Below are 14016 nucleotides of genomic sequence, written 5' to 3' on the forward strand. Positions count from 1 at the left end.
ATTTCTACATAAACTGCAACAAACTCTAACACTGTATCACATAGAATTGGTGATAAGTTAGATTCTAAAGAGGAATTAAAAGATTAAAACAATAAGAAAAGAAGATAAAAGGATTTTCTAAATTAATCAATCTTAGTCAATATTTTTTCAAAAAATATTCGTAAGAAAATAGTTTGACAGACTGTTTTTATTTAAAATGATTTCAAGGCGCATTAAAATTGATAAAAAACCAGCGGAGAAAAAAAATTGAGCGGGGAAAAAGAAAAAAGAACGGAAGAGGTAGGATTCGAACCCACGGTCGGGGGCTGCCCGACTTCTGTTTTCAAGACAGACGCATTCGGCCACTCTGCCACTCTTCCGCACAAGATAACCATTTTTTCCTGATTAAAGATAAAATATATAAGACTTCTCTAAATTTCGTCAATAACTTTCGTTATATAATGTTTTTTTATGTGGTAAAGGAATATTTAAAATTTTATTTTTTTTGGCTAAAAATAAAAAAAAATATAATAAATAATTTATGTTTTGTTTTTTCTACAAAAAAATTTTTTTCTCTAAAAAATGATTTAAGTACATTTCATATTTTTAATTCAATTTGTAAAAGTGGGATTGATAGTGGGATGTTTCAAATTACAGAGTTTTTTCTTTTTTTAAAGTTTATTCGGTGCCAAGATTACAATCTGAGGAACTAGAATCTATCAGTTATATGCTGTGTATGTACCAGCCATTTTAATCAAAAAAAGATTGGATTTAGCCAGAGCAGTTTAGGTGCTTTTTCTTTACTTTTTGAAAGCTTTTCCATCTGTGCTGAATGATCGATAAGTATCATTCCGCACAGATGGGTATTTTTATAGCTGATAGATTTGACTATACTTATCTTGAAGATAGCGGATGTATGCATTAGCATTAAAAGCATGACCTGTTGCTAACTTGAGAAGTTCATGACTAGAGTAACGACGCCCATGTTGATAAATGTGCTCGGATAACCATGCTTTGACAAAATCTAATTCACCGATTGAGATACGTTGTTCCCAGTCAGGATATTGTTTAGCAAAAGCTTCAAAAAGATGAGCTGCATAGAGATTGCCTAATGTATACGTTGGAAAATATCCGAATGCACCCATTGACCAATGAATGTCTTGTAAGCAACCTTCATTATGATGACTAGGTGTTATGCCCAAGTATTCTTTCATTTTTGCATTCCATGCTTCGGGCACTTCGCGAACATTCATTGAATCTTCGATTAAAGCTTTTTCCAACTCAAAACGTATAATCACATGTAAAGGATAAGTCATTTCATCGGCTTCCACGCGAATGAAAGAAGGCTCAACTTTATTAATCGCTTGATAAAAAGAGTTTAAATGAACTTGATCGAGCCGACCTGGAAAAGTATTTTTTAAAATGGGGAAAAAGTGTTTCCAAAATGATTTATGAAGTCCAATTCTCGTTTCCCACCATCGAGATTGACTTTCATGAATTCCTAATGAACGAGAATCTCCTAGGGGTGTTCCGTAAAGATTTTGTGGCAAACCCATTTCATATAAGGCGTGCCCTCCTTCATGTAAAATAACCGAAATATTACTCATAAGTGAAGACGGGTGAATGCGTGTTGTAATACGACTGTCGGTTGGATGGCTAGCAGAAGAAAAAGGATGAGAAGAAAAATCTAATCGACCTTTGTTAAAATCATACCCCATAGCATTTAAAATTTGATGGCTAAATGCTATTTGCTTATCATGATCCCATTTTCCAAATAAAAAATTATTTTCTATTTTTTGAGTAGAAATTTTTCTTATCCATACCGTTATTGTATTTTTGAGTTTGTCGAAAATTTGCTTCGTTTCTGCTGTAGTCATATTAGGTTCATACAAATCCAACAGAGCATCGTATGGATGATTCTGATAACCTAATAAATCGGCTTTTTTCCGATTCATGGTAACCACACGATCTAAAAAAGGGGCAAATTGTTGAAAGGAATTTGTTTTTTTTGCGTTGCGCCAAGCCAAAACAGATTGAGAAGTTAATTGAGCAAACTCTTCAACGAATTCTGCTGGCATGGCAGTATCTTGCAAATAATCTCGACGCCATTCTTTAACAGCAGAGGATTGCGCAGGCGTGAGGTCTTGTGCAATCAATTCGCCGCTAGAAAGATCGATAAGTTTAGAAAGGGTATTTGCGAATTTTTGACTTGTTTTTTCTCGATGAATTAAACCCGCCATTGTTTTAAGTTGCTCTGCGCGAATAGCTGCGCTACCAGAAGGCATATAGGTTTCTTGGTCCCAATCTAAATGAGAAGAAATCCCTTGTAGAATGCGTGCGTGTTTACTAAGTACATGCAATTTTTGATACTCTTTTTGAGTTTTACTCATACGAAATCCTTCCTGTTTCCTAATCATTTATCCGCATTCATTGATCAACGAACTTGGCTTCCTTCTTCATAAATAAAAATACGTTGAATACGTGGCCCTAAGCATGTAATCAATTCATGAACGATTGAATTTCCATTCATCGCTAATTCTTCAGGGGAAAGATAATGTCCATATTCATCTTCTCCGAAAATAAGAACTTTATCTCCAATATTCGCATGAGGAATATCTGTAATATCAACCATCATATAATCCATGCAAATCGATCCCACCATAGGAGCTTTTTTTCCATGAATTAACACATGAGCTTTTCCACTATAATGACGATGTAGACCGTCAAAATATCCGACGGGTAAAACAGCGATTGTTTGATTTTCTTTTTCTATTAGGTAGTTTCGACCATAGCTAATGGTTTCCCCTTTACGACAGTGATTAATCCCAACTATACGAGATGTTAAAGATAAGGCCAGGCGTAAATCTAAAGCTTGTTTGACAGCATCAGAACCATAAAGACCATAAGTCGCTAGACCTATACGAACCATATTATATTGAGGAAGAGAAAAGCGAATGGTGCCGCTGGAATTAGCTGCATGCGTCCATTTTGCTTGGATACAATGTTTTTTTAATTGTTCAATGACAGAATCAAAACATTGAATCTGCTCTTGTGTAAAAGAATCATGACAAGGATCATCTGCACAAGCAAAATGAGTCATGATCCCTTCTAAAATTAAATGCGAAGAAGACGTAATTAACAAAGCGAGATTTAGCGCTTCCTCAGGACGGCATCCAAAACGACCCATTCCTGTATTAATATGTAAATGTACTTTAATGCATTTATTGCTCTTTTTTGCCTCTTGAGCTAAAGCTGAAATAAAATTAACATCGCTGACACCTACTTCAAGTTCCCATTTGACTACTTTAGCAATTTCATATTGGGCGGCATTAATCGTGAAAATAGGAAGAGTAATACCTGCTCGTTTAAGGGCTACGCCTTCTTCTACATAAGAAACACCTAAAATATCAACGCCGTAAGAACTTAAAAATTTTCCTAATTGGATATCATCTGTTCCGTAAGCGAATGCTTTTATAATAACCATTAAACGGGTTTCAGGAGTTATTTTAGTGCGAATCATGTCTAAATTGTTTTTGATCGCTGCTAAGTTAATAATGCATTGATTATTGTTTGAGCTTCCATTAAAAGTTTCTGGTAAGATTTCAAAAGGAATTTTACGATCTCCTTTAATCAAGATGAGGTCTTGTGATTGAAGATTTTTTTGGAGATGATTAAGAGCTTCTTCACACCTTTTGAAACATAAAATTTCTGTTTCAGGTGATATTTTTTTGACCTGATCAATGAGAGATTTAAAAGGTTGATGACCAAATAATAACAAATGTTGAAGGTGTGCTTTAGAGATCGTTTTACCAATTTTTGTATAATAGTTTTGGGCAAAAGAAATATTGCCTTTCATTCCTCCAAAAATGAAAATTTTGCGTTGAGAAGGAGCAGCATGATCAAAATGTCTAAGAGCACGATCAATTGAATGTGGGTCTGAACAGGACGTTTCATTGATGAGAGTTGCTCCTATAGGGGATTTCCAGATTTCAGTTCGAGAGGGTTCAGGATAGTAGTACTCGAATATTTTCTTAATGTTTTCTGCTTTAATTCCACTTAACCAGGCTGCTTTAGAAGTGATATTGATTAAATTCAAAAAATAGGAATAGCCATTTGTCATTTGCTGTTCGTATCGGGATGAATCAGGAAATGTTAGTTGATAATGAGAGGCGAAGGGAGAATTTTTGGAAAAGGGAATGGCATGGGGAAGACATTTTGAGTCTCGGTCCCATATATACGAAGAAAGTAAATTATTTTTTAAGTGGAACTGTTGATAGATGTCATTGGGAAGGAGCACCCATCCGGTTTTAGATGTCGCCCAAACTAACTTAAGGGTTTCATAAGTTATAGTATCAATATCATTTAAAGTAGCTAAATGTTTTTTTCCAATAGGCGTTAAAATAGTGTGGTCTGGACGGATTAAGTCTGCTAATATATCCATTTCCTGTTTCTTTGAAATAGCGGCTTCAATGATCGCCAATTCTTGGTCTTTTTGAATGGTTAAAAGGCTAAGAGCAACTCCGATTTGACTGTTAAAGCTCCCAGGAGAAGCACACACATTTTTTTCTGTGGATAAAAGTTGGAACAAAAGATCCTTAACCATCGTTTTCCCATAGGTCCCCGTAATACCAATGATTTTCGTTGGAAGTTGCAAGCGGTAAGCTTTAGCTACTTCTTGTAAAGCTGATAAAGGACTTTTTACTTTTAATAAAAAAATGGGTTTAAGATTAAAAGGGGGAGTCCACTGTTCAGAAACAAGCGCATATTTTACTCCTAATTCTGCCGCCTGCTGGACAAAATCATGACCATCTTGTTTTTCTCCTTTTAATGCTACAAACAAGGCATTGGGAGAATTAACGTGTCTGGAATCAATAATAATTTGATCAATAATTACTGGAAATTCTGCTTCCCCTCCAGCCTGGTTAAATCCGTCCCATTGTCTTAAATCAAACGCATCCATAAAAAATGTCATTCAAAAAATAAATATATGAACCAAAGATCGGTTAACGAGCAGCACCGAAAAATAAAGGTTATCATTTTTTGGTTTATTTTTAGCAAATTTTTATATTTTTAAACCTGATTTAAGGGGATTTTATCTCTTTTCTACATTCAGAAGCAAATTGCAGATTTTAATGAACTATAAAAATTGCAAGTTAGGGTGGTTATTTTAATAAGAAAAGCTCAGGATAAATAATGATGCAATTTTAGTTTTTAGGAAGTTTCTTCTCATGTTTATGACAAAAGTTGTAGAAGCGATTAGTGAAGAAAAATAATTGAAGAGGTGATTCAAGCGGTTGTAACAGAAGTTGCTATGACGTTGCATAGCATTAAACAAGATAAAGTTCAGCATAGCGTGGGAATCGTTGAAAACACTAATATTTTAAAACATTGTGTCAATTTACATCTCAGTTCTGTCATTGAGGATTATTAGCAAGATTAGAATCAAAGAAGTAATAAAAAAAGGAGAAAAAAATGAATAAAGATCAGATTGAAGGGGAATGGAAAAATATTAAAGGAATAGTCAAAGAAAAATGGGGCAAGCTAACCGATAATGATTTGACAGAAATCAATGGACAAAGAGAGCAATTGCTTGGTAAGCTTCAAAGCTTATACGGTTATAGTAAAGAGCAGGCTGAAAAAGAATGGAAAGATTTCCAAGATAAGCATAGATAGGTTATAAGGGTCGGCTCTAAATTTATTTAAGCCGACCCTTATACTTTATTGAATTATTTTTGTTATTTTTTGCGTCTCTGTTATTTTTTTCGTTTAAATAAGTTGGTAAAAAAGTTTATTCCATTATCTAGCATGTAGTACATGACTGGTACGATGATTAAAGTCAAAAACATCGAAGATACTAATCCTCCAATAATTGCTAAAGCCATGGGAGCCCGCGACTCAGAGCCGGGCCCGTTACTCAATGCAATGGGTAACATTCCAAATACCATAGCCAACGTTGTCATCATGATTGGATGCAAACGAGTGGGGGCAGCTCGTAAAATCGCTGTACGAATATCCAAGCCATCTTTTGATCTAAGCAAATTGATATAATCAATCAAAAGGATCGCATTTTTTGTCACCATTCCCATTAGCATAATGATTCCTATAATAGTAAAAATGCTTAAGGTTGATTGAGTAATAACCAAAATACCTAGAGCTCCGATCATTGAAAAGGGGACTGAAAGCATAATGATTAAGGGTTGAATAAAACTTTCAAATTGCGACGCTAAAACCATGTATACAACGACAAGGGCTAGAAAAAGTGCGAAGAGAAGATTTTCAAATGATTCGTTCATGGATTCAGCATGGCCAGAAAGCTGGACGCTATAGCCTGCAGGAAGGTTCATGGATTGAATCGCTAATTGAATTTCGTTAATAGCCTCACCTAAGACTTTTTTTTCGCTTTGTAAGTTACTATAAACTGAAACTATCCTAAATCGGTTATAGCGATCAATTTGAACAGGGCCTTGCTTTTCCTGTACATCGATGAAATGATTAAGTTTCATTAATTGTCCTTGTTCATTGCGAACAGATAAATTAAGTAAATCTTTAGTTTTATTTCTAAAAGCTTCTTTTAAACGAACAGTAATGTTGCAGCGTTCTCCATCTGCTCTAAACTTACTAATATCTGATCCACCAATTAAAGGTTTCACTGATTGAGCAATGGTAGAAGGAGCAACACCTAATGCAAAAGCTTGATCCCGTTTAATATGTATTTCTATTTCAGGTTTGCCTTTTTCATAAGAAGTATCTAAATCAACGTAACCTTCATAGCCTTGTAAAATTGTGATAAGATTTTGAGCAATTTCATCAATTTTGCCTAAGTTGTGCCCTTTAATATCTAATTGAATCGCTGCGTTTCTTGCTCCGCCACCAGAAATGGCTTCCACAGGTTCAACGCTGATTTTCATATTTTCGAGATTCGTTAACTTTTCTCTCACCCATTTCATCGCATCCATTTGAGAAATTGTTCTTGTTCCTTTATCTGTCATTTTGACATAAATACCGCCTTCATTAACTTTGTTAAAGCTGTCATTACCGATGGTAGAGAAGCTATATTTAAACCAATCATTGTTTTGTATTTGAGCACGGATATTTTTTAATGCTTGGTCGGTGACAGATAAAGATGATCCAAGAGGCGTTCGAACATTGATGAAAAATTCACTTTGATCTTCTAGTGGAACGAATTCTGATCGAATATATTGACTTAAGTAGATAGTCATTCCTAATAAAAAAAAAGCGATAAATAAAGAAGTTTTATAAAATTTTAAAGCTTTTATTAAAAGAGATTCATAAATTTGATCTAAACAATATAAAGCTTTTCCAATCCATTTTGACAAAAAATGATTCGATTCGGATGGTTTTAAAAATTTTGCAGCAAGCATGGGAGTTAAAGAAAATGCAACAAAAAGACTTAATAAAACTGCAAATGTGACAGTGAGACCAAACTGGTAGAAAAAACGTCCAATCATTCCTTTCATAAATGCGACGGGTAAAAAAACCGCTACAATAGACATCGTAATCGCAAAGGCTGCAAGAGCTATTTCTTGGGTTCCAATTTTAGCGGCCTCCTCTGCATTTTTACCTTGTTTAAAATGGCGGAAGATATTTTCTACGACGACAATTGCATCGTCAATTAAAATCCCGATTGATAAAGAAAGAGCCAACATTGTCATTGTATTTAAAGTGAAATTCATCCAATTAAGCAGCATAAAAGTTGCCATGACACTGATGGGAATAGCAAGAGCACTAATCAATGTGATGCGAAAGTTTCTTAAAAAAAGAAAAACAATCAAAATGGCTAGGGCGCCTCCAAAAAGTAAGTGAAATTCAATTTCTTCGATTGAATGTTCAATAAAAACTGAAAGATCTTGCGCAATTTCTGTGTGAATACCTTGAGCAGCTAATTCAGGTTTTAACCTTTCGAGCTCTTTTTTTACTGCATGAGCGACATTGACTGTGTTTGTTCCGGATTGCCTTCGAATAACTAAAGCAATGGCTTGTTTTTCATTTAAACGTGCAAGCGTTCGTTGCTCTTCTAATCCATCTACTATAGTACCTATATCCGATATTTTGATGGGATAGCCATTTTGATAAGCAACGACAATAGAAGAAAGATTTTGAGATTGATCAAATTCAGCTTTGATTTTGACGGGAAGTTCAATTTTACCGGTTTCAATGCGTCCGCCCGGAAATTCTAAATGTTGATTTTTGATGGCTTGCATCACATCTTGAACAGACAGATGCATGCCTTCCAATTTGTAGGGATCCAAATAAATCCAAATATTTCGATCTTGCTTTCCAATAATCTTGATTTGACCGACACCTGGTACTTGCTGCAGAGAGTCTTTTATTGTTTTGTTAGCAATTTTCGAAAGTTCTTCAATAGGTTGATCTCCCGAAAGAACCACGGCCATAATTGGAGCGGAATCGATGTCAAATTTTTCAATAATAATATCTTTTAAATCATTGGGCAACTCTTGCCGAACTGTTCCAATTTTAGCTTGTACTTCTTGATAAGCAATATCGACATTTTTATCTAAATCAAACTCGACGATAATTTGTGAAATTCCCTCGGCACTTGTAGAACGGAGATGCTTAATAGAACTGATATTAGAAACAGCCTCTTCAATGATTTCCGTGACAGATTTTTCCATTGTTTCTGGATCTGCACCAGGAAGAATGGAAATTACTGTAATCACAGGAAAGTCTATTTTAGGAAATAGATCTACGCCCAATTCTTTAAAAGCAATCGTTCCAAATACAACAAGAGCTAGCATAATCATGGAAATGAAAACAGGTCTTTTAACAGAAAGGTCAGGTAAGTTCACAGCGAGTTTCCTTTTATCATGATTTTAGCAAAGGATCCAGGTAAGAATTTTTTATTTTCATTACTTAGAACAACTCTGCAACGAACTGATCGAGTATTCTCATCTAAACAAGGGTGAATGAGGTCAATTTTTGCTTGGTAATTTGAGTGATCAGTTCCTTCAATTTCAAATTGGATGGGGGTACCGATATGAACCAATTTCAAATAAACTTGAGGAACTGAAAATTCTAAATAAACAGGACTAATCGATTGGATTTCAAAAAGAGCTGTTGTAGGAGCTGTAGCAATGGATTCGCCTAGATCTACAAATCTTTTAGTGATAACGCCATCAAAAGGAGCTTTAATGATTGTTTCTGCAAGGTGTTTTTTGACTCTTCGCAACTCTTCTTCATTTGCTTTTACTGAGACAAGCGATTTTTCATAAATGGTTTTTGCTTCTTCGAATTTTTTTAGCGAAATAGAAGGTGTTTTCCCTTCATTTTTTTCCCAAAGCCTTTTCATTCTTTGATAATTGATTTCGGCATCTGTATGTTCAATTTTTGAACATTCTAAGTTGTTTGTTTGTTTTGATACATCAATTTGAAAAAAAGTTGGATCAAGAGCAAGAAGCGGATCTTCTTTTTTGACTTCATGTCCAACTTCGACATAAATTTGATCGACCCTTCCCGATACTTGACTTCCAACAACACTTTTTGAAGAAGGATAAATATTTCCAACAGTAGAGAAATCCGTAGCAAGAACAGATTGTTGAAAAAAGAAATAACAAGCGCCCAATATGATCGCTTTAAACATTTGATGAAGATTTAACATATTAGAGATATCCTTTTTTATGCATCATTCCTGCTGAATGGATCAAATTAGCCCTTGATTTGTGATATGTATAAAGTGTTTTAAAATAGCTTACTCGTGCTTCTAATAAATTTTCATGATCATGTACCACATCAAGATTAGTCACCAATCCCTCTTCGAATAAATTTTGAGTGATTGCGAGATTTTCTTCTGCTAAAGTAACTCCTGTTTGAGCAACGGGGATTTTTCCGAGGGCGGTTTGAATGGCTAAAAAAGAGGAGCGGATATTTAACTCGATATCTTTTTCAAGTTCTCGATAACGCCACTCTAATTGACTTAATTCTTTTTTTATTCTGCGGAGTTTGGCGTAGGTATAACCTCCATCGTACAAAGATAGATCAATAGCAATTCCTGCATCTAATCCTTGACGATAAGGAAGCGTATAATCAGAGGTATTACTGTAATTGGAAAAAGCATACAAATTCGGATATAAGGTTGCTTTTTCAGAACAATACCCATGTTTAACTGCTTGGATTTGTGCGGATAAGGCTAAAAGTTGAGGATGGTTAAGTTTAGCCGCTTCGATTAAATTGTCTAGGCAAATTTCCTGATTTGTAAAAGTCAAAATATCTTCAATTTCAATTAAAGTATCTAAATTTTTATTCATTAATCGATTAAGCCTTTCAGTCGCTAATTTCGTGTTAAGTTTAGCTTCCATGAAATTTTGTTGAAGTTGCGCCAATTGAACTTCGAATAATAAAGCTTCATTTCTATGTATTAATCCTTGATTTAGAAAATCTTGGGTTACTTCGATTTGCCTATGCAATGATCGAATAGACTCTTCAACAATCCATTCAAGCTTTTGAAAAATTAATAATTCAAAATAAGCCTCACTAACTGCATGCAGAATGTCTTGCTTGATTTGGTCTAAAGAATGAAGAGAAGATTGATAAAGATTTTTCTGAGATTTAACAGCCTCTTTAGTTAACCCAAAATTACAAATTGGAATCACAAGAGAAACTTTGACATGTCTATTTCGTGTATTATGTCGCCAGTGTTTGGTTTCTCCAGAGGTCATATAATCGCCATAAATATTTAACTTAGGGCGGCCGGAGCTTCGTGCTTCATCAATTCGATCATAAGCAATTAAAGCTTGAAGATCTGCAATTGTCTTTTTTTCTCCGTTCTCAAGAGCGATTGTTTGACATTCTTCCAAAGTAAGTTTAGCTACAAGAGACAAGGGAGATAACAAAGTTACTAGCACTGAAAAAAATAAAAAATAGACATGCATAAACAATCTTTAAAAATAGATTTGACTCAAAAATTAAATTGGTTTCTCAGTGATGCTAAATGTTGTCACAATTATTCACAAGTGAATTGGAAAGTCATTTTTGAAAAGAAAAAGAAAGTGTCAATACTTTATGAATTTAGGTGATTTAAGCGGAAGTGGTTAAAATAACCAACTTTAAATTTTTTAGAATTTAAACTTTTGCTAATGGTAAAAAAAATAATTTTAAAATTTTATGAGTCGTTTGGTTGAAAAGCAAAATGAGATTATCATTTTATAGCTGATGGTAAAAATATATTTTAAATTCTATTTTTTTAATTTTCATGACATTTGATAAATCGTTATTTTAAGCGGGCAAAGCGATAACTATAAAAGCTGAATACAAGAATAAAAGGTAAGCCTATAGCCCAAATAGGAGGAAGAACTTGCCTTTTAGCTAACACTTGGGCCGCATCCATAAGCATATAAAAAGCAATTAGGCCAAATAGAGAATAAATATAAATAAAGAAAATAGGTATCTGGCGCGAAAAGCGAACGCAAGAAGGAGCTGGTGCTAAAATCGCTAGCAGACATAGCCAAGGCATGAGAAGTTTCCAGTAAAATGCAGTCGCAATTTTGCTTTCTTTTTCACTTAAGTTGGCGAAAAGACTGGATTGTTGAAAAAATAGATTTGTTAAAGGCAAAATATCAGGATCTAAAATAGCAGATTGCAAAAGTTCTTGATTAAATAGCAAATTTTTAAATTCATATTGACTATATGCCTGTTGTTGTAATAGTTCGCCGTTAGGCTGTCTTAAAAGATGATCAACAAAATAACCGACAGGTATTTCTTTATTTGGGCATAAATATTTGGCTCGATAAATACTATCAATTGATTCAATCCAGTACACATCAAAAAATTCTTCTTTTTCACTATCATAATTTTGATAAAGTAAAAGAGATCTATCTTCTAGAACGACATGTTTAACGGTAATTTCCGGCAATTGCCGTTTTTTTTGATGCTTTGTTGCGTTTTCGAGATGGCGTAATTTTTTAAGGGCGGAAGGCAAAACAAACTGTTCATTTAGATAAAGTAAGCAAACAAATGCTAAGGCAATCATAAGGAAAGGACGCATCAAAGTTTTCAGTTTGATTCCGCCTGCCATCAGAGCAACTAATTCTTGATGAGTATTTAAAGTACAAACTGTTTTAATAAATGCAATCAACAAAGCAAGCGGAATGAGAATTTCCGCTCGACTCGCCAGAATAAAAAGATAATAGCGAATGAGTTCTCGTATACGCAGCTGTATATGATGATGTGGAAGAGCACTTGTATGACTTGCATAGTCAATGAGAACATACAGACCATAAAAACAAACTAAAAAAAGAAGAAAAATTTTAATAAATTCACTGATAAAATATCTTTCCCAAATGCTTCTAAACATTATTCAATTCCATTGCTAATTCGATTGAGTGTCCAAAGTGAAATGATATCGATCAGGATGAGAGGTAAAAGATATAAAACGAAAGAAAGATAAAACTGTTGATCTAATCCCTTAGCCAAAAAAAAAGTTGTCAGATAAAATGTTGTTAGGATTATAACGATCAATAAATTTTTATGTTTACGTTGCCGGCTAATATTCATTCCAAAAGCAGTTCCCATAAGGGTGAAACTTATCACAGCAAAAGCAATTGAGGACCGTTTAGCGATTTCTGAAAGGCTTTTATGAAATTGCCCTTTTAAATCTTTGACAATAACAGGATTTTTATTTTCTAATTTTGCTTGGCGAAATGCCTGCTTCTGTTCCTGAGCACGAATTAAAAGCAAAGGGAGCTTAAGATAGTCATTATTCACAGTCCAGACTTTTTTTTGCAAGATTTGAGAAAAATCCTCAACATGGGTAGTAGATTTTTTCATATTTTCAATCAACAAGTCATCAAAAGCGTTCTCTTGATTGAGAGATGTTGTTGTTAACAACGTGGCTCCTTGAGCAGTAAAAATAGAAGAAGATGCTTTAAGTTGTTTTGCAATGAATAAGTTAATTCTTTGATGGTGCTGACTTGGAATCGCAAAAACAGCATCGGTAGCCATTTCTCCTACCCGAGAAGGGCCTAGAGAGTCAAAATAGAGCCCTTTAAGCCTCATTAGATGCTTATTATTGAGAAGCAGTAAAGGATTAATCGAACGGAGTTCACTTTTAAGAATATTTGTTTGAAGGTGAGTTTGCGTAGCGACTTCGGAAACTATCCAAAAATTGAAAATCGTGAGAAAGGCGGCTGTTAATAAAATGGGCGCAAGAAGCTCTTTTAAAGCAAAACCGCAAGCACGTAAAGCTGTTAATTCATGTGTATTAGAAAGGCGCTGAACAAAAATCAGAGAGGCAATCAAACATGAAAGAGGAAGTGCTATGGGAAGTATATAAGGTATTTGATAAAACGCAAACAATAAAATGTAAGAAATCGGAGCTCCTAATGCAGCGAAGTTGGCGATTTCATCCAAACGCATTGTAAGTAAAATCGAAATGAATGCAAAGACGCAAGCGAAAACAATTTTTAAAAAATGGTTAATGGAGTAGCGCCACAAAATAGGGATCACAAATTTTTCCAACTATATGAAGAGGTTTATAGGCAAAACTAAAAAGTAGTTATTTATACATTTATTTTTCAATTTGGTATGATGTGCCTACTAGATTAATTAATCACCGAATTTGATACAATAGAGCTTACTAAACGCAGGTTCAATGCAGTCAAGTTATTCAGGAAAGAAGAAAGCAGATTTCTAGCAATTTTTCAGAAGTGAGGATGAAATGTGAAACAAGAATGGTATATTTCCATTAATGGGTTTAAAGAAGGCCCTTTTAGTCCTGGTGAGCTTAAAGCAGATGTGCGCGTTAATCCGGATACTTTAGTTTGGAAGAAGGGATTTAAGGAATGGGTTCAAATACGTTTTATCAAAGAACTGGAATTCGTATTTAAGGATGAGCCTTTATCGTCTAATCACGAAATTGGAAGAGAACCTTTATCTCCAAAATTGGTTGATGAAGAGGGAACGTTAACTATTCAACAGGATCCTTTTCCATTCTTACTTTGGATTTTGATTTTGCTTCTATCTTTAATTTATGTCTTGTATTTGCTTAAAAAATGAGAAACTAAA

General features: G+C 34.3%; 9 protein-coding genes and 1 tRNA gene. 2 read left to right on the forward strand and 8 right to left on the reverse strand.

Translation table 11 applies throughout. The features are described from left to right. Positions 1 to 271: 271 nt before the first annotated feature. The 3 genes from BU804_RS04995 to BU804_RS05010 form a co-directional block, all read right to left on the reverse strand. Positions 272 to 359, reverse strand: a tRNA-Ser gene (locus BU804_RS04995). A 489-nt stretch (positions 360 to 848) separates the two neighbouring features. After that, the gene (locus tag BU804_RS05005; protein WP_075883229.1) at positions 849 to 2369 is read right to left on the reverse strand and encodes a carboxypeptidase M32; all 1521 of its coding nucleotides are present in this window, start codon (positions 2367 to 2369) and stop codon (positions 849 to 851) included. A gap of 44 nt (positions 2370 to 2413) precedes the next feature. Next, entirely contained in the window at positions 2414 to 4939 is a 2526-nt protein-coding gene (locus BU804_RS05010; RefSeq protein ID WP_075883230.1) for a bifunctional UDP-N-acetylmuramoyl-tripeptide:D-alanyl-D-alanine ligase/alanine racemase, read from the reverse strand. 512 nt (positions 4940 to 5451) lie between these two features. Between BU804_RS05010 and BU804_RS05015 the strand changes: the two genes are divergently transcribed. Next, positions 5452 to 5652 (forward strand): CsbD family protein, encoded by a 201-nt coding sequence (locus BU804_RS05015; protein ID WP_039357316.1) that lies wholly within the window; start codon positions 5452 to 5454, stop codon positions 5650 to 5652. A gap of 80 nt (positions 5653 to 5732) precedes the next feature. Here the strand turns inward: BU804_RS05015 and BU804_RS05020 are convergent, their stop codons facing one another. The 5 genes from BU804_RS05020 to BU804_RS05040 form a co-directional block, all read right to left on the reverse strand. Beyond that, on the reverse strand, positions 5733 to 8807 hold the full coding sequence (locus BU804_RS05020) for an efflux RND transporter permease subunit (protein ID WP_075883231.1): 3075 nt from the start codon (positions 8805 to 8807) through the stop codon (positions 5733 to 5735). Then, positions 8804 to 9616, reverse strand: coding sequence for an efflux RND transporter periplasmic adaptor subunit (locus BU804_RS05025; protein ID WP_075883232.1), 813 nt, complete (start codon positions 9614 to 9616; stop codon positions 8804 to 8806). The genes BU804_RS05020 and BU804_RS05025 overlap by 4 nt, the downstream gene beginning before the upstream one ends. A gap of 1 nt (position 9617) precedes the next feature. Further along, positions 9618 to 10886, reverse strand: coding sequence for a TolC family protein (locus BU804_RS05030; protein WP_075883233.1), 1269 nt, complete (start codon positions 10884 to 10886; stop codon positions 9618 to 9620). Positions 10887 to 11224: 338 nt separating this feature from the next. Continuing rightward, a complete protein-coding gene (locus tag BU804_RS05035; RefSeq protein ID WP_075883234.1) occupies positions 11225 to 12307 on the reverse strand; it encodes an LptF/LptG family permease in 1083 nt (360 codons plus the stop codon). After that, positions 12307 to 13458: an LptF/LptG family permease gene (locus BU804_RS05040; protein WP_075883235.1), complete on the reverse strand. Its 1152-nt coding sequence runs from the start codon at positions 13456 to 13458 to the stop codon at positions 12307 to 12309. Before BU804_RS05040 ends, BU804_RS05035 begins: the two co-directional genes overlap by 1 nt. Positions 13459 to 13671: 213 nt before the next feature. On the opposite strand from BU804_RS05040, the gene BU804_RS05045 reads away from it, so the two are divergent. Continuing rightward, positions 13672 to 14007 (forward strand): DUF4339 domain-containing protein, encoded by a 336-nt coding sequence (locus BU804_RS05045; protein ID WP_075883236.1) that lies wholly within the window; start codon positions 13672 to 13674, stop codon positions 14005 to 14007. Positions 14008 to 14016 lie beyond the last annotated feature (9 nt).

The sequence above is a fragment of the Candidatus Protochlamydia sp. W-9 genome (assembly GCF_001950615.1).
GTDB classification, from domain to species: domain Bacteria; phylum Chlamydiota; class Chlamydiia; order Chlamydiales; family Parachlamydiaceae; genus Protochlamydia; species Protochlamydia amoebophila.